This window comes from Salarchaeum japonicum (genome assembly GCF_020614395.1).
Taxonomy (GTDB): domain Archaea; phylum Halobacteriota; class Halobacteria; order Halobacteriales; family Halobacteriaceae; genus Salarchaeum; species Salarchaeum japonicum.
Window position 1 is genome coordinate 1,363,667 of record NZ_CP085324.1, and the last position, 23,057, is coordinate 1,386,723.

26 protein-coding genes are annotated in these 23,057 nt (G+C 70.5%); 14 read left to right on the forward strand and 12 right to left on the reverse strand.

Annotated features, from left to right (window positions below; translation table 11 throughout):
* Nucleotides 1–38: 38 nt before the first annotated feature.
* Together LI334_RS07715 and LI334_RS07720 are read right to left on the reverse strand one after the other, a co-directional pair.
* Nucleotides 39–248: a hypothetical protein gene (locus LI334_RS07715; protein ID WP_227259832.1), complete on the reverse strand. Its 210-nt coding sequence runs from the start codon at nt 246–248 to the stop codon at nt 39–41.
* Nucleotides 249–274: 26 nt separating this feature from the next.
* Nucleotides 275–796, reverse strand: a complete 522-nt coding sequence (locus LI334_RS07720) for a GNAT family N-acetyltransferase (protein ID WP_227259833.1) — start codon at nt 794–796, stop codon at nt 275–277.
* Nucleotides 797–899: 103 nt separating this feature from the next.
* Here LI334_RS07720 and LI334_RS07725 point away from each other — a divergent pair, with 103 nt between their 5' ends.
* The 4 genes from LI334_RS07725 (at nt 900) to LI334_RS07740 (ending at nt 3,246) form a co-directional block, all read left to right on the forward strand.
* Nucleotides 900–1,418, forward strand: coding sequence for a class I SAM-dependent methyltransferase (locus tag LI334_RS07725; protein ID WP_343750122.1), 519 nt, complete (start codon nt 900–902; stop codon nt 1,416–1,418).
* Between the two features lie 21 nt (nt 1,419–1,439).
* The gene (locus LI334_RS07730; RefSeq protein WP_227259836.1) at nt 1,440–1,853 is read left to right on the forward strand and encodes a DUF3054 domain-containing protein; all 414 of its coding nucleotides are present in this window, start codon (nt 1,440–1,442) and stop codon (nt 1,851–1,853) included.
* Between the two features lie 81 nt (nt 1,854–1,934).
* The gene (locus LI334_RS07735) at nt 1,935–2,192 is read left to right on the forward strand and encodes a hypothetical protein (protein ID WP_227259838.1); all 258 of its coding nucleotides are present in this window, start codon (nt 1,935–1,937) and stop codon (nt 2,190–2,192) included.
* A 55-nt stretch (nt 2,193–2,247) separates the two neighbouring features.
* Nucleotides 2,248–3,246, forward strand: a complete 999-nt coding sequence (locus tag LI334_RS07740; protein WP_227259840.1) for an ornithine cyclodeaminase family protein — start codon at nt 2,248–2,250, stop codon at nt 3,244–3,246.
* Here LI334_RS07740 and LI334_RS07745 read toward each other — a convergent pair whose 3' ends face one another.
* From LI334_RS07745 to LI334_RS07765, 5 genes are read right to left on the reverse strand one after another with little or no spacing between them, the layout of a single operon-like run.
* The gene (locus LI334_RS07745) at nt 3,247–3,456 is read right to left on the reverse strand and encodes a glycine zipper 2TM domain-containing protein (protein ID WP_227259842.1); all 210 of its coding nucleotides are present in this window, start codon (nt 3,454–3,456) and stop codon (nt 3,247–3,249) included.
* A gap of 42 nt (nt 3,457–3,498) precedes the next feature.
* Nucleotides 3,499–4,410, reverse strand: a complete 912-nt coding sequence (locus LI334_RS07750; protein WP_227259843.1) for a presenilin family intramembrane aspartyl protease PSH — start codon at nt 4,408–4,410, stop codon at nt 3,499–3,501.
* A gap of 39 nt (nt 4,411–4,449) precedes the next feature.
* Nucleotides 4,450–4,677: an H/ACA ribonucleoprotein complex subunit GAR1 gene (locus tag LI334_RS07755; protein ID WP_227259845.1), complete on the reverse strand. Its 228-nt coding sequence runs from the start codon at nt 4,675–4,677 to the stop codon at nt 4,450–4,452.
* Nucleotides 4,677–4,958 (reverse strand): signal recognition particle subunit SRP19, encoded by a 282-nt coding sequence (srp19, locus tag LI334_RS07760; protein WP_227259847.1) that lies wholly within the window; start codon nt 4,956–4,958, stop codon nt 4,677–4,679. The genes LI334_RS07755 and srp19 overlap by 1 nt, the downstream gene beginning before the upstream one ends.
* Before the next feature lie 40 nt (nt 4,959–4,998).
* Nucleotides 4,999–6,117, reverse strand: coding sequence for a PGF-CTERM-anchored ABC transporter substrate-binding protein (locus LI334_RS07765; RefSeq protein ID WP_227259849.1), 1,119 nt, complete (start codon nt 6,115–6,117; stop codon nt 4,999–5,001).
* A gap of 87 nt (nt 6,118–6,204) precedes the next feature.
* On the opposite strand from LI334_RS07765, the gene btuC reads away from it, so the two are divergent.
* Both btuC and LI334_RS07775 read left to right on the forward strand, forming a co-directional pair.
* Complete coding sequence (gene btuC, locus LI334_RS07770) at nt 6,205–7,326, forward strand: vitamin B12 ABC transporter permease BtuC (protein WP_227259851.1); 1,122 nt, start codon at nt 6,205–6,207, stop codon at nt 7,324–7,326.
* On the forward strand, nt 7,323–8,510 hold the full coding sequence (locus LI334_RS07775) for a heme ABC transporter ATP-binding protein (protein ID WP_319799814.1): 1,188 nt from the start codon (nt 7,323–7,325) through the stop codon (nt 8,508–8,510). The genes btuC and LI334_RS07775 overlap by 4 nt, the downstream gene beginning before the upstream one ends.
* On the opposite strand, the gene LI334_RS07780 is transcribed toward LI334_RS07775, so the two are convergent.
* The gene (locus LI334_RS07780) at nt 8,507–9,319 is read right to left on the reverse strand and encodes a phosphatase PAP2 family protein (protein ID WP_227259854.1); all 813 of its coding nucleotides are present in this window, start codon (nt 9,317–9,319) and stop codon (nt 8,507–8,509) included. The genes LI334_RS07775 and LI334_RS07780 overlap by 4 nt on opposite strands.
* Before the next feature lie 86 nt (nt 9,320–9,405).
* Between LI334_RS07780 and LI334_RS07785 the strand changes: the two genes are divergently transcribed.
* The gene (locus LI334_RS07785) at nt 9,406–11,409 is read left to right on the forward strand and encodes a PGF-CTERM sorting domain-containing protein (RefSeq protein WP_227259855.1); all 2,004 of its coding nucleotides are present in this window, start codon (nt 9,406–9,408) and stop codon (nt 11,407–11,409) included.
* Here LI334_RS07785 and LI334_RS07790 read toward each other — a convergent pair.
* A complete protein-coding gene (locus LI334_RS07790; protein WP_227259858.1) occupies nt 11,406–11,783 on the reverse strand; it encodes a hypothetical protein in 378 nt (125 codons plus the stop codon). The two genes, LI334_RS07785 and LI334_RS07790, sit on opposite strands and share 4 nt — an antisense overlap.
* 58 nt (nt 11,784–11,841) lie before the next feature.
* Nucleotides 11,842–12,750, reverse strand: coding sequence for a hypothetical protein (locus LI334_RS07795; protein WP_227259859.1), 909 nt, complete (start codon nt 12,748–12,750; stop codon nt 11,842–11,844).
* Between the two features lie 208 nt (nt 12,751–12,958).
* On the opposite strand from LI334_RS07795, the gene LI334_RS07800 reads away from it, so the two are divergent.
* The 7 genes from LI334_RS07800 (at nt 12,959) to LI334_RS07830 (ending at nt 21,220) form a co-directional block, all read left to right on the forward strand.
* Nucleotides 12,959–14,140, forward strand: a complete 1,182-nt coding sequence (locus LI334_RS07800) for a substrate-binding domain-containing protein (RefSeq protein WP_227259861.1) — start codon at nt 12,959–12,961, stop codon at nt 14,138–14,140.
* 33 nt (nt 14,141–14,173) lie between these two features.
* Nucleotides 14,174–15,304, forward strand: coding sequence for a phosphate ABC transporter permease subunit PstC (pstC, locus tag LI334_RS07805; protein WP_227259863.1), 1,131 nt, complete (start codon nt 14,174–14,176; stop codon nt 15,302–15,304).
* Nucleotides 15,304–16,965, forward strand: coding sequence for a phosphate ABC transporter permease PstA (gene pstA, locus LI334_RS07810; RefSeq protein ID WP_227259864.1), 1,662 nt, complete (start codon nt 15,304–15,306; stop codon nt 16,963–16,965). The genes pstC and pstA overlap by 1 nt, the downstream gene beginning before the upstream one ends.
* Complete coding sequence (gene pstB / locus LI334_RS07815; protein ID WP_227259866.1) at nt 16,962–17,858, forward strand: phosphate ABC transporter ATP-binding protein PstB; 897 nt, start codon at nt 16,962–16,964, stop codon at nt 17,856–17,858. The genes pstA and pstB overlap by 4 nt, the downstream gene beginning before the upstream one ends.
* A complete protein-coding gene (phoU, locus tag LI334_RS07820; protein ID WP_227259868.1) occupies nt 17,855–18,532 on the forward strand; it encodes a phosphate signaling complex protein PhoU in 678 nt (225 codons plus the stop codon). Before pstB ends, phoU begins: the two co-directional genes overlap by 4 nt.
* The gene (locus tag LI334_RS07825) at nt 18,532–19,548 is read left to right on the forward strand and encodes an AbrB/MazE/SpoVT family DNA-binding domain-containing protein (protein ID WP_227259870.1); all 1,017 of its coding nucleotides are present in this window, start codon (nt 18,532–18,534) and stop codon (nt 19,546–19,548) included. Before phoU ends, LI334_RS07825 begins: the two co-directional genes overlap by 1 nt.
* Before the next feature lie 61 nt (nt 19,549–19,609).
* Complete coding sequence (locus LI334_RS07830; protein WP_227259872.1) at nt 19,610–21,220, forward strand: long-chain-fatty-acid--CoA ligase; 1,611 nt, start codon at nt 19,610–19,612, stop codon at nt 21,218–21,220.
* Nucleotides 21,221–21,224: 4 nt separating this feature from the next.
* On the opposite strand, the gene LI334_RS07835 is transcribed toward LI334_RS07830, so the two are convergent.
* Nucleotides 21,225–22,238, reverse strand: a complete 1,014-nt coding sequence (locus LI334_RS07835) for an LLM class flavin-dependent oxidoreductase (protein ID WP_227259873.1) — start codon at nt 22,236–22,238, stop codon at nt 21,225–21,227.
* Between the two features lie 48 nt (nt 22,239–22,286).
* A complete protein-coding gene (locus tag LI334_RS07840) occupies nt 22,287–23,039 on the reverse strand; it encodes a TrmB family transcriptional regulator (RefSeq protein WP_227259875.1) in 753 nt (250 codons plus the stop codon).
* Between the last annotated feature and the right edge of the window lie 18 nt (nt 23,040–23,057).

Sequence of the window (23,057 nt, forward strand, 5' to 3'; positions counted from 1 at the left end):
TGGGCGCGTTCGAGGTTAAGGCTTCGTCACGCGCGCCGTCAGAGCAGGCCGACGGCGAGGAGGACGAGGCCGACGAGGATGGTCGCCGCGCCCGCGCCGCGCTGGACGAGGACGGCTTCGCGGTCGGTGAGGTCGTCGTCGCCGTCGTACATCGCGTTCTCGGGCCGGAAGACGAGGCCGGGTTTCGCGAGCGCGGCGGTGCCCGTGGCGAGCGCGAGCAGGCCGAGTACGAGGAATATCGGGGACATGCGTGGGGGTCGGTGGAGCGCGCGGTTCAGGCTGGCGGTTCCCGGGTCGGGGGCGCGCCGGTGTCGAGTTTCTCCGCGACGAACGCCGATTCCGCGTCGGTCAGGTCGCGCTCGCGGTACCGTCGAAGCCCCTCCCGGTAGTCGGCGTCCGCGGGCGCGGGGTGGGCGAGCACGAGTTCCGCGAGCCCCGTGGTGTCGCCCGTCCAGCCGAACCCGGCCTTGTGGAGCGCGTGGTACGCGAAGGGGTTGTTGACGGCGATTCGCACCGTGTCGTAGCGCTCGTGGAGGCGGTCGGTGGCGAACGCGCAGAGCCGCGGGCCGACGCCCTCGCCGCGGTAGTCCTCGCGGACGGTGACGTACCGAAGCCACCCCGTCGCGTCGTCGGTGCGGTCGGCGTTGAAGGAGACCGCGCCCACCACGTCGCCGTCGTCGCGCGCGACGGCCTTCCCCGTGTTCGACATGACGAACTTCCCGGCGTACGCGAAGCGCCGCCAGTCGAGGCGCACGGTCGGGTCGTCGCCGGGCCAGCCGAGCACGTCGAACTCCATACCGACACCTGGGTCGGCGGAGGCTTATGTGGCACGCCCGCGACTCACGGGTGTGCACGACGTTCCGTACTTCGACGCGTTCGCGCCCGTCTACGACCTCGTGATGCCGGCGGCGGAGCGCGCGCCGCTCGCGGATGGCCTCGCGCACGCGCAGCGGGACGTGGCGCGCGTGCTCGACCTCGGCGGCGGAACCGGGCGGGCGGCCCGCGCGCTCGGCGGCGCGACCGTCGTGGACGCCTCCAGGGGGATGCTCGAACGCGCCGCGGGCGACGGCCTCCCGGTCGTACAGGGAGACGTGGGCGCGCTCCCGGTGCGGTCGGCGTCAGCGGACGCGGCGGTCGTCGTGGACGCCCTCCACCACTTCCCGGACGTGCCCGGCGCGCTCGCGGAAGCCCACCGCGTCCTCCGCCCGGGCGGCGTGCTCGTCGTCCGCGAGTTCGACCCCGCGACGGTTCGCGGGCGACTGCTCGAAGCCGCCGAGCACGCGATTCGGTTCGACTCGACGTTCTACACGCCGGACGCCCTCCGCGACCGTCTGGCGGACGCGGGGTTCGCGCCGCGGGTCGTCGAGCGCGGGTTCGCGTACACCGTCGCGGGCGTCCGAGAGCAGAGAAGCGAATAGGGAGGCGAGCGAAGCCCCGGTATGTTCGAGTTCGACAGGCGGACGGTTCGACGGTTCGCCGCGGGCGACCTCGTGGCGATTCTCGCGTTCGTCACCGTGGGCGAGTACCAGCACAACCCATTCCTCTTCCAGCCGTCGCAGGCGGGCGACCTCGCGGTTCAGCTCGCGGGCGCGGCGGTGCCCTTCCTCGCGGGCTGGCTGGTGGGGTCGTGGGCGCTCGGCGCGTACGGCGAGCGCGTCGCGGACTCCCGGCTCCGGCTCGCCGGCGCGACAGTCGGCGGCTGGCTCGTCGCGGACGTGCTGGGCCAGCTCGTGCGGAGTACGGCGTTCTTCCCGGGTGACGCGTCGCCGGTGTTCTTCGCGGTCGCGGCGGCGTTCGGCTCCCTGTTCCTGCTCGCGTGGCGGGTGGCCGCGACGACCATCCTCGACTCATAAGTTATGGATTAGCCATCGTTCAGCCACACTTCACCTGTGGAAAAGACTTATATGACTATCTCGCATAGTATACATCATATTATGAGTGAGTATTACGACGTCATTCTCGGCCTCATCCCCCTCGCATTCCTCGGAACCGTCGGCGGCTTCAGCCTCTCCGGGTTCTCCATCACCACCGCCGTCACCGCCGCCGGCCTCGTCGGCGTCACCCTCGTCGGTCACGCCCTCTTCGTCAACGGCCCCGTCGACCGAACGCCCGACACCACGACGCCCGCAGCCGGCGCGCCCGCCGCGCAGAACGTCTCCGGCGCGATGAACGCGCCCGTGGACGCGGAATAACCGCTCTGCTCCGTCTCCCTCAACGCTTTTCCTCCCGCCGCGCGAACCCGCACCTGTGACAGACGCACGCTACCTCGCGAGCGACGACGTCTCCGACCTCGCGACACCCGCAGACTACGTCGAGGCCGTCCGGGACGCCTACCGCCAGCGCGGCGAGGGCGCGCCCGCGGAACCGCGCACGAAACTCGTGAACGACGACCCGCCCGGGATGTTCACGACGTACGCCGCCGTCCTCCCGGACACGGGCGCGATGGGCGGCTACATGTACAGCGCAGGGTTCAGCGAGCGCGACGCGTGGTTCATGACGCCGCTGTTCGACGCGGACTCCGGCGAACCGCTCGCCCTGCTGGACGGCGCGAGCATGAACCCCTTCAAGACCGGTGCGACGGGCGCGGTGGGCGTGGACGCGCTCGCGCGCCACGACGCCACCTCCGTCGCCGTCATCGGGAGCGGCGCGCAGGCCCGCGGCCAGTTGCGCTGTACCGCCGAAGTCCGCGACCTCGAAACGGTCTGGGTGTACTCGCCGACGAAGGAGAGCCGGGAGGCGTTCGCGGGCGAGATGAACACCGCGCTCGACGCCGCCGTCGCGGCGGTCGCGTCCCCGGACGCCGCCATCGAGGACGCGGACATCGTCATCACCGCGACGAACGCCGCCGAACCCGTGTTCGACGGCGACCACCTCGAAGACGGCACGCACGTCACCGCGATGGGGCAGTACCACCCCGGGAAGCGCGAACTCGACGCGACGACCATCGAGCGCGCCGTCTACGTCCCCGACCTCCGCGCCCGCGCGACGAAAGACGCGGGGTCGTTCCTGCACGCGCTCGACGAGGGCGTCGTCACGGAAGACCACATCCACGCCGAACTGGGCGAGGTGCTCGTCGGCGACGCTCCGGGACGAACGAGCGACGACGACATCACGGTGTTCGACTCCGGCGGCACCGGCATCGAAACCGCCGCGGCCGCCTACATGCTGTACGAACGCGCGGAAGAAGCGGGACGCGGAACGACAATCGACATCTCGCCCGCGAGCGACGCCCTGACGGGCGAGTAATTACTCCTCGGCGTTACGGCCGCGCACGCGTTCGACGCGTTCTTTCACGCCGACGCTCTTCTCGCCGACGATAGCGCCGACGAGACCGCCGAGCGCGCCGCCCGTGCTCGCGGTGTTCCGGCCGAGCAGACCGCCGACCGCGGCACCGACCGCTGCGCCGATTGCTGCGTACTTCGCGCGACTCACCGCCCGGTTGATTCGGGACTTCATAGTACCCCGTAGGCGTCCCCGACACAAAAGCTTCGCCGCCGACTAGAGGTAGTCGGCGATACCGAGCGCGATATCGAGGGGGACGCCGGCGAACAGCGCGCCGACGAGGTAGCCGAGAATCGCGCCGCCGTTGAGGAGGGGGAGGCCGGCGTGCGCTTCGCCCTCCAGAACCTCGCGGAGGAGGACGACGAGGCCGACGAGGGTGCCGGCGGCGGCGGTGAGCGCGGGGATGGGGACGCCGAGGATGGCGTCGGCGTCGAGGAAGAACGCGGCGCTCGCGACGAGGATGGTGGGCATCACCGCGTCGCCGAGACCGATGAAGAGCGCGTCCCGCTCGCCGTCCTCGCCGTCGTCGTCGCCGGCAGCCTCGGACGCGGTGTCGTCGCGGAAGGAGTAGCCGAGTCGGGTCGGGACGACGAAGAGGATTGGGACGTTGAGGTTCATCACGCCCTCCGCGAGCGTGAGCATGTGCTTGGTGCGGTAGACGCTGATGGCGTCGTAGACGGCGAGGCCGACGAGCAGGAGGAGCGCGGGGAACACGCCGAAACTCACGCCGAACAGGGCGGCCGCGCCCATCCCCATGACGACGCCGGCGGCGTCGATGACGTACCACTCGGGGTGGACGAGCAGGCCGAGCACGACCAGGGCGGCCGCGCCGCCGCCGACGAGGCTCCCGCCGACGACGCTGAACACGTAGTAGGCGACGAGCGCGCCCGTGGCGATGATGACGTACCGGATGGCCTGCTGTTTGCCGTACTTGATGACGGCGAGCATCACGGCGGTCGCGACGAGCAACAGTCCGATGTAGAGGACGCTGTTGAGGGGATTCGTGGGGTCTTCGATGGTCTGGTAGCGTTCGAACGGTTCGACGAGCGCGAGCGCACCGACCTGCACGAGGAAGAACAGGAGGACGGTCGCTGCGCCCGCGAGGAGGACGCGCGTGCGCTGCTTCATGTCGGCACAGAGACGACCGGGGGTTTTCGTCGTTCCGACTTACCGGAGGTAGAGCGTGTCTCCGAGGAGCGCGGGGACGTGCACGCCGCTCGCGGGCGTGACCGCGAGGTACGGGCGGCTGGTGGGGCCGAACACGTCCACGACGCGGCCCACGTCGTCCAGGGAGGAATCGACGACGGTCGCGCCGATGTCGGGGTGGTCGTCGTCCTCACAGCGGACGATGGCGAGTCCTTGCGCGGTTCGCGTGACGGTGCCTGCGCGCCGCATTACTCGCGGAGCGCCGTGACGTACGCGCCGACGGCCTGCAGGAGGTCGGACTTCCCGGCGTCGTCCGCGTTCTCGACGAGCACGCGGCCGCGCTCGCGCCAGCTCTCTCGGCTGTAGGACTTATCGCGTTCGATGACGGCGTCGTATCCGACCTGTCCGACGGCTTTCGCTATCTCGTCCACCGTCGGGTCGGGAACCGCGAGGCTCTCGGGCACCCGTCGTCCGTCCGTCCGCGAGCACTCGCTGTCGAGGTAGGCGGGGTAGATGACGTTCTCGACCATACGCGAAAAGAATCGACGGGACGGTTAAACCCTGTTGGACCTAGCGACGCCGCGCGACGACGAGCGCGCCGGCGAGCGCGGCGAGCGCGGCGAGCACGCCGAATCCGGGCGTGCTACCCTCGGCGCTCGTGGTGGTCGCGGCGGTCGTCGTCGTTGTGGTTGTGCCGGACGAACTCGTCGTCGCGGCGGTCGTCGTCGTCGTGGTCGTGGTGTTCACGGATTCCCACGCGTCGGGGTGGAGGGCTTTCGTGATGTCCACGAGCGGGTAGACGACGCGGGGCGCGGGCTGGCTGAGGTAATTACTGTTCACGACGACGATGTTCTCGTTCTGGTAGGCCTGCGTCTGCTTGAGGGCGTCCGTCGCGACGGATTCGAGGGCTTCAGTCCCCGATGGCGTCTCGTTCACGAGCGCGGGCGTGTAGCTCGCGAGCAGCCACTCGGGGTTCTGCTGGACGACGAACTCGCCGGAGACGCCGCTCGCGGTCGCGCCGGAGAAGTCGCCGTTCAGGATGATGTTGTGCGCGCCGGCGGTGTTCATGATGTCCGTGATGAAGGAGTCGGGACCGGGCGCGTACCCGCTACCCTGGGGGTAGTGCATGGACTTCGCCTCGACGTCCTCGGTCGCGGCCTGCACCTTCGAGACCTGGTTCTGCATCCACGTCACGGTCTCGTTCGCGCCCTCACAGTTCCCGACGAGCTGGCCCGTCAGCCGGGTCTTCTCGTAGATGTCCTGGAAGCTCGTCGCGGCGTCGAACTTGAAGACGGTCGTGCCGTTCTGCCGGAGTTTCTCGGCGGTGCTGTTGCGCTGGATGTTCGCGAGCAGGACGAGGTCGGGGTCCTGGGCGAGGACTTCCTCGACGTTCGCGTACCCGAAGTCGCTCGCGACGTTCGTCACGTTCTCCGCCCCGTCGAGGTAGGTCGTGTAGGGGCTGTTCCAGATGCCGACGACCTTGTCCCGTGCGCCGATTTCCCACATCGTCTGGGTGCCGCTCGCGCCGACGACGACGACGCGTTCGGGCTCTTCGTCGACCGTCACTTCGGTTCCGGTGGCGTCCGTCGCGGTGAACGGATAGCCACACGTGGCGGTTCCGGAGTCGTCCTGGGCGGCGACGGTGCCGCCGAAGGCCGGAACGCCCGCGGTTGCGAGCAGTGCGACCATCACTACGGTAAAGAGGCGTCTGTGCACGTCACCCCGTCCACGCTTGTTCAATAAATATTTACCTAACCCAAACCTGGTTGTTCTCGTATGTCCGCCGCCCGCGTCAGAGTCTTCTCCGCGACGCTCGCCCTCGCCGCGCTCACCGTGGCGAGCGTCGTCGCGAGCGCGACCCTCGGCCCCATCTCCATCCCGCCCGCCGAGGTCGCGCAAGCCATCCTGAACGCGGTCGTCGTCCCCGTCGGCGCATCCCTCACGTCCGGCTTCCCCTACCTTGACGTGACGTGGGCGCACGTCTTCCACTTCGCCGTCCCCCAGCCGTACCCGTTCGTCGTCGTGAACCTCCGCCTCCCCCGCATCGTTCTCGGCGCGGCCGTCGGGTTCGCGCTCGCCGTCGCCGGCACCGTCATGCAGGGCTTTTTCAGAAATCCGATGGCCGACCCCTCCATCATCGGCGTCTCGTCCGGCGCGGCCGCCGCCGCCGTCGCCCTCATCGTCCTCCCGCTCACCGTCCCCGGCGGCATCCCCGCCGCGGCCTTCGTCGGCGCGCTCGCCGCCGCGTTCTTCGTCTACCTCATCGCCACCCAGAACGGCCACACGCCCGTCGCCACCCTCCTCCTCGCCGGCGTCGCCGTCCAGACCTTCCTCGGCTCCGTCGTCAGCCTCCTGATGGTGCGCTCCGACCAGCACAGCCTCCAGCGCGCCATCCACTGGCTGATGGGAAGCCTCGCCGACACCGACTGGGCGGAAGTCCAGCTCGTCCTCCCCGTCGCCCTGCTCGGCGGCCTCGTCCTCTACGCGTACAGCCGCGAACTCAACCTCCTCCTGCTCAGCGAGGAGGACGCGCACTCGCTCGGCGTCGAAGTCGAACGCACGAAACGCCTCCTGCTCGCCGTCGCCAGCGTCGTCACCGGTGCGGCCGTGATGTACGCCGGCGTCATCGGCTTTGTCGGACTCATCGTCCCGCACGTCCTCCGCCTCGTCGTCGGCCCCGACCACCGCATCCTCCTCCCGACGAGCGCGTTCGCCGGCGCGAGCTTCCTCGTGCTCGCGGACACGCTCGCCCGCGTCGGCGTGGACGGCCTCCCGCTCGGCGCGCTCGGCGTCACCGGCGTGTTCGGCGGCGGCCTCCCCGTCGGCGTCATCACGTCCTTCCTCGGCGCGCCCTTCTTCCTCTACCTCCTCCGGAAGCGCGAGGTGCACGAACTGTGAGACTCGACATCCAGAACGTCGAACAGTCGTTCGGCAGCCTCCGCGTGCTCGACGGCGTGAGCGCCACAATCGGCGAGGGGTCGCTCGTCGGCCTCGTCGGCCCGAACGGCGCGGGGAAGACCACGCTCCTCCGCACCATCACGGGCGGGCTGAGTCCCGCCGCCGGCACCGTGTCCGCGGGCGACGCCGCCGTCCACGACCTCTCCTCGCGCGCGGCGAGCAGGCGCATCGCCGTCGTCCCCCAGGAGACCACCATCTCCTTCGACTTCACCGTCCGCGACGTGGTGGAGATGGGGCGTCACCCCCATCAGGCGCGCTTCGGCGCAGACCCCGACCCCGACATCGTGACGGAGGCGATGGAACGCACCGAGGTCGCGCAGTTCGCCGAACGCTCCATCACCGCGGTGAGCGGCGGGGAACGAAAGCGCGTGCTCCTCGCCCGCGCGCTCGCGCAGGACGCCCCGATACTCCTCCTCGACGAACCGACCGCGGGCCTGGACGTGAACCACCAGATTCGCACGCTCGACCTCGTCCGCGACCTCGTCTCCGAGGGCCGCACCGCGCTCGCCGCCATCCACGACCTCGACCTCGCCGCGCGCTACTGCGACGAACTGCTCGTTCTCTCCGACGGCGGCGTGCTCGCGTACGGCCCGCCCGACGAAGTGCTCACCACGGACACGCTCCGGGCGGCGTTCGACGCGCGCACCGCCGTGAGCGAGAACCCGGTCACCGGCTCCCCGGCGGTGACGCCGCTCTCCGAACGGGCGGACGAGCGCCCCGAAACGGTTCACGTGCTCGGCGGCGGCGGCACCGCCGCGCCGCTCGTCCGACGGCTCGCGGACGCGGGGTTCCGCGTGACCGTCGGCCCCGTCGTGGAGGGCGACGCCGACCACCGGGCGGCGCGCGCGCTCGCCGCCGACTGCGTGACGGTCGAACCGTTCGCGGGCGTCGCGGGCGACGCGTACGACGCCGCGGGCAGGCTCGTCGCGGACGCCGACGCGACCGTCGTCGCGAGCGACGCGCTCGGCCTCGGGCGGAACCGCGAACTCCTGGCGGGCCACGTGCTCGTCGCGGGCGACCGAACGGCGCTCGACGCGCCGCACGTCGCCGCGGAGCGCGTCGCCGCCGCCGTGCGCGAGGGAGAACCGTGTCGGCCCGGCGCGGCGAGCGCGCGGACGGACTAATCGCGGACGCGAGCGACGAGCCGGCGGTAGCCCGGGAACGGGAGCACCGACTCGGGCGGAAGCCGGTGGGCGAGCGCGTACGCGACGCCCGCGATGAGCGTGGCGGCCGCGGCGTCCACGAGCCAGTGCATCCCGAGGTAGAACGTGGAGACGACGATGAGCGCTGTCGTGCCGCCGGCCGCGAGCGCGTACCGCCGCGTCGTCTTCCGCGCGTACAGCGCCGCGAGCACGGAGAGGCCGGTGTGGAGGCTCGGGAACGCCTTCAGCATCGAGTCCGTCGCGAGCATCCCCGCCTCCACCTCGGGCGTGACGAACACGAGCGGTTCGACGCCCGCGGGCGGGTAGAACGCGGGGATGGAGACCGGGAACCGGAGGAAGAACGGGACGGCGAGCAGGACGACGAGGACGTAGGAGACGGCGTACCGCCGGGCGTCCCGGTCGGACGCGTACGACTTGAGGGCGAAGTAGGTGAGCGGGACGAGCACGGGGAACGCGACGAGGTAGACGACGGCGAGCGTCCACGTGAGCGGCGGACTGGCGACGGACTGGAGGACGGCGACCGTTCCGCCCTCTACGGCGTACACGGCGTCCGTGAACGTCCGTTCGACGCGGTTCGCCTCCGCGAGCGACGGGAGGTTCTCGGCGACCAGCCACGCGACCCCGATGTACTTCCAGTCGGACCGGAAGAACTCGCGGACGTACCACGACGGCGACCGGGGGAGGAAGACGACCGCGGACGCGAGGAGGCCGAGGCCTGTCGCGGCGGTGACGACGAGCATGTACTCGCGGGCGGGTGAGAGCGAGAGCATCCGTTGTCTGGTGGTAGGTCGCTCCGACCGGTATGTCGGTTTCCATCCGCCCACAGAGTAAAGCCCGCGGCGGCCGCAGGCCGGATATGGAACGCGCCACGGTTCTCGTCGCCGCGCTCGTCCTCGCGGCCGTCGCGCCCGCCGCGGTCGGCGGCGTCGCCGGTACTAGCGGGCCGGGAGCGGCCGCGGCGGACGCGAGCGCGACACAGCAGGCGAACGACCTCGTTCGGACGACGACGCTCCGCCTGACGCCGGACGACCCAGGGACGGTGGCGGCGGTGGTGGCGTACGACACGCCGTCGAACCTCGCGTCGCTCGACGTGCGCGCGGGGACGGGAACGGTGGTTTCGACGACCGGGTTCGCGGAGACGGAGAGCGGCCTCCAGTGGGACGAGGAGACGGCGAACCCGTCGTTCACGCTCTCAGTGGACGTGAACCAGACCATCTCGAGGTCGCGGGCGCTCCCCGGCGACGTGCACACGACCCCGGACGCGGCCCAGGAGTCCGGCGGGTACTCGTTCGTTGACGTGGGCGAGTGGGCGATACTGCCCGTCCCCCAGTTCTCCTCGCAGTGGACGTGGTACGGGAGCGGGAGCGTGACGCTGTCCTCGGACGTGACCGTCGCGGGTGAGGGCGCGGTCGGCGGCACCATCGCCTACCTCGGCCCGGAGACGACGTACACCGCCACCAGGAACGGCCAGGAGTTCCGGCTCGTCGTCCCTGCTTCGGCGTCGCTCGCCGAGTCGCCGGACGAGATTCTGGCGTCGCTCACGAACGCCTCCGCGCTCCTGCAGGTGGGCGCGCGCGACGAGCGCGTGCTGACGGTCGCCGCGCCGACGAGCGTGGACTGGGGGCCGGCGGGCCTGGAGTACGGCGGGAGCGACTCCTGGGTGCTCGCGGACAGCCGGCTCGACACGGCCGGGAACGTCTGGCTCCACGAGTACGTCCACACCCGCCAGGACTTCTCGACGACGAGCGCGACCCAGTGGGTGACGGAGGCGACCGCGGAGTACTACGGCGCGCTCCTCACGCTCCGGCAGGGCCGCATCGGGTTCGACGCGTTCGCGGAGCACCTCGAACGCGGCACGCGGTCGCCGTACGCGAGCGCGGTGCTCGCGAACCCCTACACGTGGACGTACGCGAACTACGTGAAGGGGCCGCTGGTGTACGGGAACATCGACCGCGGCATCCGGCTCGTGTCGGACGGCGAGCACACGGCGGCGGACGTGCTCGGGCGGTTGAACGTCGATTCGGACGGGACGGTGACGCAGTCCGAGTTCCTGTCCGCGGTCGCGGCGGCGGGGTCTGACGACGTGGCGTCGTACGCCCAGCGGTACACGCAGACGCGCGCCGCGCCCGACGTGTGGAGTCGCGAGGAACACGTGGAGGCGTTCGAGGGCGCGGTCGCGCGACTGGTCGCGTCCGTGGGGGGTGACGGCGTGCGCGTCACCGGCCCGTACCGGAACGCGACGACGGGGAGCGTGCCGACGCTCGTCACGGGCGAGACCGCCGCAGTCACGGTCGGCGTGACGAACGAGGGCGGTCAGGCCGGGACGTTCGCCGCGACGCTCGCCGGTTCCGACCGCACGCTCGACGCCGCCGAGGTGTCCGTCGCGCCCGGCGAAACCCGGCAGGTGACCGTCCGCGGGACGTTCAGCGAGCCGGGCGCGTACACGCTGACGTACGGCTACGAGACGACGACGATTCGGGTGCGGGAACCGGCGACGCCGAACGCCACCGTCGAGGTGGACGCCACGACGGTCGCGGCGGGCGACGCGGTGCGGGTCTCCCTCGACGCGTCGAACCCTGCCGAGTACCCGGCGAACGCGACCTACCCGGTCGTCGTGGACGGCGAGACGGTCGAGACGTGGACGGCCGCGCTCGACGCGAACGGGACGGCGTCCTTCGAGACGACGGTGACGTTCGACGAACCGGGCGCGCACACCGTCCGGGTCGGGGAGCGCACGTTCACCGTGACCGCGGAGGAGACGGCGACGAGCACCGCCGAGGGCAGCACGCCCGGGTTCGGCGTCGCGGTGGCGCTCGTGAGCGCGCTCCTCGCCGTCGCGGTGGCGGTTCGGCGGCGTTAGGCCGCGGCGACCGCGACGTACGTGGCGGCGGTGAGTGCGGCGGCGGCGAGGAGGGCGAGCGCGGTGAGTTCGACCGCGTGTCGGCGGTCGCGGCGGCGGGCGTCCGCGTCGCTCACGGTGCCGCGGTCGCCGCCGAAGGAGAACGCGCCCCGCCACGCGAGGCGCACGCAGAACGATTCGCGGCCCTGCACGTACCACTCGACCCCGACCGCGAGCGGCGCGAACGCGCCGACGACGAGGGCGGCGGGGACGGACGTGACGGCGACGACGAGGACGTACGCGGCGGCGAGCGCGAACGCGGCGTACGCGACGCGGTAGCGGCGGCGGCGTTCTCGCTCTCCGATGTTGCACGTCCCGGGGACGTACTCGCTCATGCGTCGTGGTAGTGGCGCGCGCGGGTAAGCGTCTCGGGCAGAGGCGACACCCGCCGGGTCACGGACGGGCGGCGTCGAGTTCGTCCTGCACGACCCCCCACGCTATCGGGGGTTCGAGGTCGCGCACCGCGGACGCGAAGGCCTCGACGCGGTCGCCGTGGGCGTCCCGCCACTCGCTGGTCGCGCTCGCGTCGATGCGGGCGGCGATGTCCGCGCGGCGGTCTGCGAGGGCGTCGAGCCGGTCGGCTTCGTCGTCGTAGCCGCCGTCCCACGCGCGGAGGTCGGCGAGTTCGGCGCGGAGGTCTGCGACGACGAGCGAGAGAACGTCGGCCTGCAGGGCGGCCCCGACCCACGTCGTCGCGTCCGCGTCGCCGCCGTCGAGGCGGTCGGCGGCGTCCGCGAGCGCGTCCAGGGAGTCCGCGGTGTCGTCGAGGTCGGCCGCGAACTCCTCGCGGCGGACAGCTGGGTCGGTGAGCCAGTCCGCGAAGGACTCGGCGTCGTCGGCGAGTTCGTCGGCGTTCCACTGCGCGGTGCTCGCGTCCTCCCGGAGGTCGTGGAGGGCGAGCGCCGTGTCCGCGAGCGAGCCCTCGCGCGTGTTCGACACGATGGACTGGAGGCGTTCTCCGAGGCCGGTGACGGTGGCTTCGAGCGCGCTCAGGCGGTCTTCGTACGTGTCGAGGCGGGCGGCGACGGTGTCGTTGTCGGGGGCGTCCGCGGCGGCGTCCCGGGCGTCCGCGACCGCCATCGCGGCGAGTTCGACGCGCGTCTCGGGGGTGGCGACGACCTTCGACGCCTCCGCGAGTTCGGCGTCCACGCCGTCCCAGGTGACGCGGCCGTCCTCGTCCGCGATAGCGCCGAGCGCCGCCCGAACGACGGCGGGGTCGCGGTCGGTGTCGTCCGCGACCGCGTCGGCCGCGGCGTCCACCGGACGCCCGTCGATACCCTCGGTGTCCGCGCGTTCACGCATACTCGACGGACTCGGACGCGCGAGGATATAATTTTCGACTGAGAGCGCCGCTACCGGCTGTTTACGCCGACTGTGGCGGACGTACGACTATATAGGTGGACGTACGGCTCGTTCGAGTATCGAGGGTACGGAGCCGTACGTCCGGGTACGGGCACGAATAGTAGACTATTATAAAGGGTCTTTATACGGTACTCCAACCACTCAGGTGATGCCTCAGGACTCAACGGGCACGGGAGCGGGCGTATCACGGCGTAAGTTCATCGCGGCGACGGGCGCGGTCGGCGCGGCCGGCCTCGCCGGCTGTCAGACGGAGAGTTCGGGCGACGACACCACTCAGACGACGGAGAGCGGGAACGGCGACCAGAACACCCAGCAGACGACGCAGTCGTCCGGCAACGACACGTCGATGCTGACCGCCGAGGGGTCGTCCACGGTCTACCCCATCGCGAACACGGGGAGTTCGTACTGGAACTCGAACCCGCCGAACGACGACGGCGAGTACTGGGGGTCGAACGAGGAGTCCACCGTCCCCGGCTGGGACGACCTCGGAAGCCCCGACATGCGCCTCGCGGACTACTTCGCGAGCCTCTACGGCTTCGAGCCGACCGGCCAGCAGGCGACGCCGCCGTTCATGACGTCCATCGGCCTCAGCCACTCCGGCACCGGCTGTCAGTCCGTCTGGGACGGCCTCGTGGACATCGGGAACTCCTCCGGCCCCATCACGGCCGAACTCGGGTGGAGCGAGTCACAGGCCGAGGAGCGCGTCGTCGACCACGTCGTCGGCCGCGACGGACAGCCGGTCGTCGTCAGTAGCGACATCTACGACGCGGGCGTCACCGAACTCACGGGCGAGGAGATCCGCCAGATCTACCAGAACGAGGTGTCGAACTGGAGCGAACTCGGCGGCCCCGACCAGGACATCTACGTCATCGGGCGCGCCGAGGGCTCGGGGACGGACACGTCGTTCCGCCTGAACATGCTCGGGAGCGCGGACGCGCCGATGCCGGGCGTGAACACGCGGTTCGGCCAGAACCAGCAGGTCGCGCAGGCCGTCTCGCAGAACGAGGGCGCGATCGCGTACATGGCGCTCGCGTTCACCGGCCCCGAGGTTCAGCCGATCGCCATCAACTTCGAGGGCACGACGTACGTGCCCGACCGGGACGCGGAACACACCATCTTCGACAGCGACTACCCGCTGAACCGCGACCTCCACCAGTACACGAAGATAACGGACGACACGCCGAACGGCACGGACCTGCGGGAGGCGGCGTTCATCAACATGTTCCTCACGTCCTTCGGGCAGACGGTGTTCGTCGAGGGGAACAACTACATCCCGCTCCCGACGAAGGACATCGAGTCCGAGAAGGCGAAACTGCCCGAGCAGGCCTGACGCGGCCCCCAACCACCCGTATTTCATTCATTGATGTCATCAGTAACAGACCGTGTGGCGGCCGTCTCGGCGGCGGCGTCCCGCGCGCTCCGGCGGAGCCGGGAGTTCGTCGCGGACACCGACCCCGTCGCGCTGGCCGTCGTCGGTATCATGACCGTTTCGTTGCTCGGCGCGCTCGTCGGGTTCCTCGCCGTCTCCGCGCTGACGGCGGTGCCGTTCGTCGTGTTCCTCGCGAGCGCGGCGTACGGCTGGGTGTTCCACCAGGAGCTCACGGCGCGCGCGCTGACGTTCGCGATGACCGCATCGACGATACTGATACTCCTGCTCATCATCGTCTTCATCTTCGCCGAGTCGATTCCGGTGATTCGGTACGAGAGCGCCACCGTGTTCGGCGTGAGCGTCCCCGGCCTCCGGCTGTTCGTCCAGCCGAACTGGGACGCGGTGTCGCCGCCGATTCGGTACTCGATGGTGCCGATGATTCACGGCACCGTGATGGTCACGGTGATAGCGACGCTGGTCGCGGCCCCGCTCGGGGTCGCGGCGGCGCTCTTCCTCTCCGAAATCGCGCCGCCGGCCGTCCGCGAGACCGTGAAGCCCGGCGTGGAAATCCTCGCCGGCATCCCCTCCATCGTGTACGGCTTCATCGGGTTCACGCTCCTCGGGCCGTGGGCGTCCGATAAGTTCGACATCCTCGGCCAGGGCACCTACCTGTTCGTCGGTATCGTCGTCGGCCTGATGGCGCTCCCGACCGTGGTGTCCGTCGCGGAGGACGCGCTCGCGGCCGTGCCGGAGTCGATGAAGTCCGGGTCGCTCGCCATCGGCACGACCGACTGGCAGACCATGACGAGCATCACGCTGCCCGCCGCGATTTCGGGCGTGTCCGCCGCCGTTCTGCTCGGCGTCGGGCGCGCAATCGGGGAGACGATGGCGGCGACCGTGATGCTCCGCGGCGTCCCCCGGCTCACCGACCCCATCTACAACGTCTTCTACGGCCAGGAGACGCTCACGTCCCTCATCGCGCGGAACTACGGGGAGGCCGACGGCCTCCAGATGGACGCGCTGTTCGTCGCGGGCGTCATCCTCTTCGTGACCGTGCTCGCCATCTCCATCGTCTCCCAGTACATCGAGGCGCGGATGCGGCACAAGCTCGGGGGTGACGCCTGATGGCGACCGAATCCCGCACGCCGCTCGTCGCGGGCGACACGTCCGGGACTGACGCCGTCGCCGCCGTCGCGGTCGGGGTCGCCGCCGCCGTGTTCGCGACCGCGGCCGCCGCGCTGTTCGGTCTCGTCAGCCTCACCGACACCGTGTTCGGTATCGACGTGCTCGCCGCGCTCGGCGGCCTGCTCGTCGCGCTCGGCCTCGCGGTTATCGCGTTCGGCGTCGGCTCCCGGCTCGGCTACGTCGAGACCCAGCCGCGGCCGAGCGCGGGCATCGTCGCCGGCGTCGCGTTCACCGCCGTCTGGTTCGTCGCGGGCGGCCTCGTCGCGTCCCAGACGCTCGGTTTCGGCACCGTCGGCTGGCTCGCCGTCGCGTTCGCGGTCGGCGCGGTCGCGTTCGCCGTCACCACGTTCACTCGGGAAGACATCGGCTCGACGCTCCCCGCGGGCGCGATAACCGTCTTCGCGGGCGTCGTCTTCCTCCTCGGCGTCATCGACGCGTCGTGGGCGTGGAACCTCGGCTGGGAGCAGAAAGCGTCGTTCACGGCGGCGGTCGTGATTCCGTCCCTGGCGTTGTTCTGCGCGCTCGTCTCCGGATGGGCGTCCGCGAAAGCATACGGCGGGTTCGGCGCGCGCGGCCGGCACGCCGGCGCGTACCTCCTCATCTACCTGAACGCGCTCGCCATCATCACCGTCCTGTTCGGCCTCGTCGCGTTCACCGCGTTCAAGGGCTTCCCCGGGCTCACGCGCGGGTTCGAGGTCGGACTCGGCGTCGGCCCGACGACCACCATCGCGTTCTTCCTCCACCTCCCCTTCCTCGACGTCGCGCCCGGCTTCGTCTTCAGCTTCGACTGGCCGGTCTCTCTGCCGTTCGTGATGAACGGCGTCGGCCTGCTCAACGACTTCAACGGCGTGCTCCCCGCCATCGTCGGCACCGTCTGGCTCGTCGTCGGCGCGTCGGTGTTCGCCATCCCGCTCGGCGTCGGCGCGGCCGTCTTCCTCACCGAGTACGCCGAACGCGGCCGGTTCACCCAGGTGGTGGAGATAGCGACGAACGGCCTCTGGAGCACGCCCAGCATCGTGTTCGGTCTGTTCGGGTTCGCGTTCCTCGTCCCGCGGTTCGGCGGGAACAAGAGCCTGCTCGCCGGGATGCTCACGCTCGGGTTCATGCTCCTCCCCCTGGTGCTCATCACGAGCCGGGAAGCGATGCTCGCCGTGCCGGACGAGTACCGTGACGCGAGCGCCGCGCTCGGCGTCTCCCGGTGGCAGACCATCAAGAGCGTCGTCATCCCGGCGTCGATACCCGGCATCGTCACCGGCGTCATCCTCGGCGTCGGCCGCATCGCCGGCGAAACCGCACCCCTGCTGTTGACGATGGCTGGCGGGACGTTCGTCCCGGGCGGCCAGACCGTCGACGTCATCGGCGGGTTCGCGTTCCAGGCGACGCCGCCGTTCGTCACGAACCCCGAGCTCCTGCAGGCGACCAGCGCGCTCCCCTACCAGCTCTGGGCGCTCATCGCCGCGGGCGTCGGCGTCTCCAGCAACGTCGGGGACGGCGAGGCGTTCAAGTGGGCGACCGCGCTCGTCCTGCTCGTCGTCGTCCTCGGCTTCTACGCCATCGGCATCGCGATGCGACAGTACTTCCGGCGGAAGATTCAGTCATGAGCGAAACAACACAGCCCACGACCGACCAGCCCCTCGAAACGACGAGCGGCGAAACCACCGAAGCAGTACAGGACGAGTGGCGCAACCACAGTTTCGACGGCGCGACCAAGCTCGCCGTCGAAGACCTCGACGTCCACTACGGCGAGGAGCACGCGCTCAAGAACATCTCCATCGACATCCCCGAGCAGTCCGTCACCGCCCTCATCGGGCCGTCGGGCTGCGGGAAATCGACGTTCCTCCGGTGTCTCAACCGCATGAACGACCGCATCAAGGCCGCCAAAATCGACGGGTCGGTGGAACTCGACGGCGAGGAACTCTACCAGGACGGCGTGAACCTCGTCGAGCTCCGCAAACGCGTGGGGATGGTGTTCCAGCAACCGAACCCGTTCCCGAAGTCGATTCGGGACAACGTCAGTTACGGCCCCCGCAAGCACGGCGACCTGGACACGAGCCTGTTCTCGCGGTTGCTCGGGCGGAGCGACGAGGCGGCGGAAAACGAGCTCGTGGAGCGGGCGCTCCGGCAGGCGGCGCTCTGGGAGGAGGTCTCGGGCAGACTGGACGACAACGCGCTCGGGCTCTCGGGCGGCCAACAACAGCGCCTCTGCATCGCGCGGACGCTGGCAACGGATCCGGAAGTGATTCTGATGGACGAACCGGCGTCGGCGCTCGACCCCATCGCCACCGCCAAAATCGAAGACCTCATCGACGAGCTCTCCGAGCAGTACACGGTCGTCATCGTCACCCACAACATGCAGCAGGCCGCCCGGATTTCCGACCAGACGGCGGTCTTCCTCACGGGCGGCGAACTCGTCGAGTACGGCGACACCGACCAGATCTTCGAGAACCCCGAGAGCCAGCGCGTCGAAGACTACATCAGCGGGAAATTCGGATGACTCGGGAGAGCTACCAGGAGGAACTCGACGACCTCCGGCGGGACGTGCGGGAGATGGGCGACCTCGTCCTCGGGCGGCTGGACGACGCGCTGGCGTGCCTCGCGGGCGACGCGGGCGACGACCTGGCGCGCGAGGTCGTCCGGGGCGACGACGAGGTGAACGAGCGCTACCTCGCGCTCGAAGACGCCTGCATCGACCTCATCGCGCTCCAACAGCCGGTCGCGGGCGACCTCCGGTTCGTCGTCGCGTCCTTCAAGATACTCACCGACCTCGAACGCGTCGCCGACCTCGCCGTGAACCTCGCGGAGTACTCGCTCGCCGCGTCGGACATCGCGGTGCCGACCGACGACCTCTCGACCATCGGCGAGCGAGCGCGCGACCTCGTGGAACGCGCGCTCGACGCGTACATCGACACCGACCCCGTCGAGTGTCGCGCCATCGCGGACGCGGACGACGAAATCGACGCGCTGTGCGCGCGGGCGAACGAGACCGTGGTTCGCGACCTCATCGAACGCGAGGCGGACGCGGACGCGTGGACGGTCGAGACCCTCATGGACGACGTGTCCCGCGTCCTGCTGACGGTTCGCGACCTCGAACGCATCGGCGACCACGCCGTGAACGTCGCGGCGCGAACGCTCTACATGACCGAGAACGACCCCGAACTCATCTACTGATGGAGTCCCGGAAAGTCCAGTCCGTCGGCGGCGGCACGCTCACGGTCTCCCTCCCCCGCGAGTGGGCGGACGCGGCCGGCCTCGCGGCCGGGGACTCCGTGGACTTGCACGCGCACCTCGACGGCGTGCTCGTCGTCCAACCGGGCGCGAGCGAGGACGACGACACCAGCCACGTCACCGTTCACGCGGAGGACGAAGACCGCCTCGGTACGGCCGTTCGTGCCGCGTACACCGCCGGATACAGGACGATAGCGCTCGACGCGTCCGGCGGCGTGACGACGGGCCAGCGGCGCGCGCTCGACCGCGCGGTGCGCGGCCTCCCCGGCCTGAACGTCGTGGAGGAGGGCGGCGACGAACTGCGGTTGCGGTACGTGCTCGACCCGGCGGAGGTGTCGGTGTCGCAGTCGGTGCGCCAGCTGGCGTTCGTCGCGCGGAGCGTCGGTCGGGACGCCGCGGACGCACTCGCGGACGGCCGCGATGTCTCGTTCGACGACCGGACGAGTCAGGCGAGTCGGTTGAGCGCGATGGTCGAACGGCACTTCTCGCGCGCGCTCTCCCGGCTGGACGAGGTGGACGCGCTCGGGCTGACGCGCCCGCGGCTGGCGGAACTCCGGACGACGGCGCACGAACTCCGCGAGGTCACGGGGGACGCGGCCCGGCTCGCGTCCGTCGCCGGGGACGTGGACGCCAAGAGCGCGTCCACCCGGGAGGTCGTCGCGCTCGCGGGAACCGCCCGGGAGGCGGTGGACGGCGCGACCCGGAGCGTGCTCGGGGACGCGGACGCGACCGCCGCGCACGACGCGCTCGCGACCGTTCGCGGCCTCCGCGACGACCTCGACGCCCTCGACCGGCGGTTGTTCGAGGCGGCGGACGCGGACTACCGGCTCGTCCGCGCGGCGGACGCCGTGCGCGACATCGGCGGGCGCGCGGAGCGCATCGCGTCGGTCGGCGTTCAGCGCGGCCTCCGGGACGGCGCGTCGGTCGCGCCGACGGACGCGCCGGGGCCGCCGCAGTAGATCCGTATTTTTGCCGGAACTGGTGGGCTTACCTGCACGCCCCCTGTCGAATCCTTCACGAATGAAGAAACAGTTACTCGTGACCGACTTCCTCGACCGCGCACGCGACTACTACGGCGACCGCGAGGGCGTCGTGGGCGCGGACGGGAGCCGGTTCACGTACGGGGAGTTCGGCGAGCGCGTGGACGCGTTCGCCGCCGCGCTCCAGGCGCGCGGTATCACGCCTGGCGACCGGGTCGCCGTCGTCGATCCGAACACGCACTACCACCTCGAAGCCGCGTTCGGCGCGATGAGCGCGGGCGCGATTCACGTCCCGCTGAACTACCGGCTGACGCCCGACGACTACGAGTACCTCCTCACCGATTCGGGCGCAGACGTGGTGTTCGCAGACTACGAGTACGCGGAGAAGGTCGAGGCCGTGCGCGACGACGTGCCCGCGGACACCTTCGTGACGAACGACCCCGAGTCGGTGGCGGGCGACTGGCTGGACTTCGAGGCGTTCCTCGGCGACCCCGACGACTACGAGCGTCCCGAGATGCACGAGGACGACCTCGCGACCATCAACTACACGTCGGGCACGACGGGCGACCCGAAGGGCGTCTGCCGCACGCATCGTACGGAGTCCCTGCACGCGCAGTTGGCGACGATTCACCACCACCTCGCGGACGACGACACCTACCTGTGGACGCTCCCGATGTTCCACGTCAACGGCTGGGGACACATCTACGCCGTCACGGGCCGGGGCGCGACGCACGTCTGCACGCGCGGCGTGGACGCCGAGACGGTGTTCGACGCCATCCGGACGGAGGACGTGTCCTTCCTCTGCTGTGCGCCGACCGTGCTCACGCTCCTCCAGGAGTACGCGGAGGAGAACGACCCCGACTTCACGGGCGCGAACCCGATTCGCGTGACCGCGGCGGGGAGCGCGCCGCCGACCGCGACGATTCGCGCCGTGCAGGAGGAGTTCGGCTGGGAGTTCCTCCAGCTGTACGGCGCGACCGAGACCGGCCCGCTCATCGCCACGTCGGACGCCGAACGCCTCCTGCCCGACTCGGGCGAGGAGCGCTACGCCACCCAGCAACGCCAGGGGGTCGCGCCGCTCGCGACCGACCTCCGCGTCGTGGACGAGGACGGCGAGCGCGTGCCGAGAGACGACAGCACCATCGGGGAGGTGGTGGTGGCCGGAAACCAGGTGATGGAGCGGTACTGGAACAAGCCCGAGCAGACGGAGGAGGCGTTCAGCGGACGGCTGGACGGGTTCTTCCACACGGGCGACCTCGCGACCGTGGACGAGAACGGCCTCATCTCCATCAAAGACCGGAAGAAGGACATCATCATCTCGGGCGGCGAGAACATCTCCTCCGTGGAACTGGAGGACACCCTGTTCGGACACGACGCGGTGGGCGAGGTGGCGGTGATTCCGTCGCCCTCCGAGAAGTGGGGGGAGACGCCGAAGGCGTTCGTCGTGCCCGCGGACGGCACGCCCGAGAACCCGGGGGTGAGCGCGGCGGAACTCACCGCGCACACCAGAGAACGCCTCGCGGACTACAAGACGGTGCGGGAGGTGGAGTTCGTGGAGTCGATTCCGATGACGGCGACCGGGAAGATTCAGAAGTACGAACTCAGGGAGCGCGAGTGGGACGACGAGGACGGCATGGTCGGCGAGGGATAGCGGCTTAGAGCAGGTCGGCGAGGAGTTCGTGGGAGCGCATCCCGGTCTCGTGGTCGGGAACCGTGTGTTGAATCATGATTTCTTCGACGCCGAGGCGCTCGGTGAGTTGGGAGAAGACGGATTCGAGGCGGTCGGGGGTGCCGGCGAGCGCGCGCGGCCACTCGTCCTCGGGGAGCGTCTCGGGCGTCGGGTCGGGGACGCCACCGAGTTCGTCGATGGCGTCGGGGACGGTCGGCGTGGCCGTGAGGTCGCCGCGGCGCAGGCGTTTGCGGGCGGCCATCGACACGGCGCGCAGGCGCGCGGCCTCCTCGTCCGTGTCGGCGGCGGCGGCGTTCACGGCGACCATCGACCGCGGGCTGTCGATACCCGCGGCGAGCGACGAGGCCTCGAAGTGCTCGCGGTAGGCGTCGAGCGCGTCGGGGGCCCACCCGGGGCGGATGAAGGACGCGAAGCAGAAGGGGAGGCCGAGTTCGCCCGCGATGGTCGCGCTCGCGGTGCTGGAGCCGAGCACCCACGGCTCCGGGGGCTGTGCGCCCGAGCGCGGCACCTGGAGGTCGGCGTACGCGTGGCCGGGCGGGTAGTCGTCGTAGAGGTGGTTCAGGACGGCCTCGATTTTCTCGCGGTGGTCGTCGTCGGGGTTCTCGACGTGGCGTTCGGTGCCGAGCGCGCGGTCGGCGGCGGGCGACCCGTTCGCGCGCCCGAGGCCGATATCGACGCGACCGGGGGCGAGGCCGTCGATGGCCCCGAACTGCTCTGCGACCTTGAACGGACTGTAGTGGTTCAAGAGCACGGCCCCCGACCCGAGGCGGATGCTGTCGGTGTGCGCGGCGAGGTGGCCGAGTAGGACTTCGGGCGTCGTGCCGGCGAGGCGGTCGGCGCGCCCGTGATGCTCGGCGACCCAGAACCGCTCGAACCCGAGGCGTTCGGCCTGCTGGGCGGCTTCGACGGTGTTCGCGTAGGCGTCGGTCGCGGTGCCGCCGCGCGGAACCGGCGAGAGGTCGACGACGGAGAGCTTCATGCCCGCAGTCGGGCCTTCGCGGGAATAACGGTTCGGTAAGGGGCGAGCCTATGTCCGATTCATCCCGGAGTCCACGCCGGACTGCATGAACCGCGCGAGGATGCGGCCGATGCTGCTGTGCTCGGTCCACATCGCCTCCTCGCCGCTCCCGCCGTCGGTGGCGGCGGCGAGCAGGACGGTTTCGTCGTCCACCATCAGCGCGCGCCCCGCGAAGTCGGCGGGATGGTCGTCGTCCATCACGAGCACGCGAATCGGGGCGTCCGCGAACCGCTCGCGCGCGCTCGGTTCCGCGCTCAACACGGTGACGGCGAGGCCGTCGGCGGCGCGGTCGCGGAGCGCGGCCTCGATGCCGTCGGTGACGGAGCGTTCGGCGGGCGCGACGAGGAACACGCTCTCCGTGGCGTCCTCGACGAGGTCGGCGATGCGGTCGCTGATGGGTTGGCGGCCGCGGAGGGTGGCGACCGCGCCGGTCGTCTCGCGGTTCGTGGCGGTGGCGCGGAGGTCTTCGAGGTGGTCGAAAGCCGCGTCGCGCTCGCGTTCGAGGCGCTCGGTGAGTTGGGTGCGGGCGGCGTCGAGGCTCACCGCGCGGTACTGTTTCGGCGAGGACTCCACGAGCTCCGCGAGGCCGCGTTCCACGAGGGCGTCGGCCGCGCCGTACACCTGCGAGCGCGGCACCTCGGACGCGTCGCTCACCTCCTGGGCGGTGGCCGTGCCGAGTTCCTGGAGGGCGACGAACACGCGCGCCTGGTAGTTCGGGAGGCCGAGGCGTTTCAGCGCGGCGACTGCGTCTCGTGTGCTCATGGTGTCTCGCGGCAGATA

Bases quoted from the DNA above. Each gene is read 5' to 3' on its own strand.
- LI334_RS07755 (WP_227259845.1), bottom strand. From the start codon at position 4,677: ATGCGGCGCGCAGGCACCGTCACGCGAACCGCGCAAGGACTCGCCATC.
- LI334_RS07750 (WP_227259843.1), bottom strand. From the start codon at position 4,410: ATGAAGCAGCGCACGCGCGTCCTCCTCGCGGGCGCAGCGACCGTCCTC.
- LI334_RS07840 (WP_227259875.1), bottom strand. From the start codon at position 23,039: ATGAGCACACGAGACGCAGTCGCCGCGCTGAAACGCCTCGGCCTCCCG.
- pstC (WP_227259863.1), top strand. From the start codon at position 14,174: ATGTCATCAGTAACAGACCGTGTGGCGGCCGTCTCGGCGGCGGCGTCC.
- LI334_RS07790 (WP_227259858.1), bottom strand. From the start codon at position 11,783: ATGAGCGAGTACGTCCCCGGGACGTGCAACATCGGAGAGCGAGAACGC.
- LI334_RS07745 (WP_227259842.1), bottom strand. From the start codon at position 3,456: ATGAAGTCCCGAATCAACCGGGCGGTGAGTCGCGCGAAGTACGCAGCA.
- LI334_RS07715 (WP_227259832.1), bottom strand. From the start codon at position 248: ATGTCCCCGATATTCCTCGTACTCGGCCTGCTCGCGCTCGCCACGGGC.
- LI334_RS07725 (WP_343750122.1), top strand. From the start codon at position 900: ATGCCGGCGGCGGAGCGCGCGCCGCTCGCGGATGGCCTCGCGCACGCG.
- LI334_RS07720 (WP_227259833.1), bottom strand. From the start codon at position 796: ATGGAGTTCGACGTGCTCGGCTGGCCCGGCGACGACCCGACCGTGCGC.
- LI334_RS07735 (WP_227259838.1), top strand. From the start codon at position 1,935: ATGAGTGAGTATTACGACGTCATTCTCGGCCTCATCCCCCTCGCATTC.
- phoU (WP_227259868.1), top strand. From the start codon at position 17,855: ATGACTCGGGAGAGCTACCAGGAGGAACTCGACGACCTCCGGCGGGAC.
- LI334_RS07825 (WP_227259870.1), top strand. From the start codon at position 18,532: ATGGAGTCCCGGAAAGTCCAGTCCGTCGGCGGCGGCACGCTCACGGTC.
- LI334_RS07730 (WP_227259836.1), top strand. From the start codon at position 1,440: ATGTTCGAGTTCGACAGGCGGACGGTTCGACGGTTCGCCGCGGGCGAC.
- pstA (WP_227259864.1), top strand. From the start codon at position 15,304: ATGGCGACCGAATCCCGCACGCCGCTCGTCGCGGGCGACACGTCCGGG.
- btuC (WP_227259851.1), top strand. From the start codon at position 6,205: ATGTCCGCCGCCCGCGTCAGAGTCTTCTCCGCGACGCTCGCCCTCGCC.
- srp19 (WP_227259847.1), bottom strand. From the start codon at position 4,958: ATGGTCGAGAACGTCATCTACCCCGCCTACCTCGACAGCGAGTGCTCG.
- pstB (WP_227259866.1), top strand. From the start codon at position 16,962: ATGAGCGAAACAACACAGCCCACGACCGACCAGCCCCTCGAAACGACG.
- LI334_RS07780 (WP_227259854.1), bottom strand. From the start codon at position 9,319: ATGCTCTCGCTCTCACCCGCCCGCGAGTACATGCTCGTCGTCACCGCC.
- LI334_RS07795 (WP_227259859.1), bottom strand. From the start codon at position 12,750: ATGCGTGAACGCGCGGACACCGAGGGTATCGACGGGCGTCCGGTGGAC.
- LI334_RS07785 (WP_227259855.1), top strand. From the start codon at position 9,406: ATGGAACGCGCCACGGTTCTCGTCGCCGCGCTCGTCCTCGCGGCCGTC.
- LI334_RS07835 (WP_227259873.1), bottom strand. From the start codon at position 22,238: ATGAAGCTCTCCGTCGTCGACCTCTCGCCGGTTCCGCGCGGCGGCACC.
- LI334_RS07800 (WP_227259861.1), top strand. From the start codon at position 12,959: ATGCCTCAGGACTCAACGGGCACGGGAGCGGGCGTATCACGGCGTAAG.
- LI334_RS07830 (WP_227259872.1), top strand. From the start codon at position 19,610: ATGAAGAAACAGTTACTCGTGACCGACTTCCTCGACCGCGCACGCGAC.
- LI334_RS07765 (WP_227259849.1), bottom strand. From the start codon at position 6,117: ATGGTCGCACTGCTCGCAACCGCGGGCGTTCCGGCCTTCGGCGGCACC.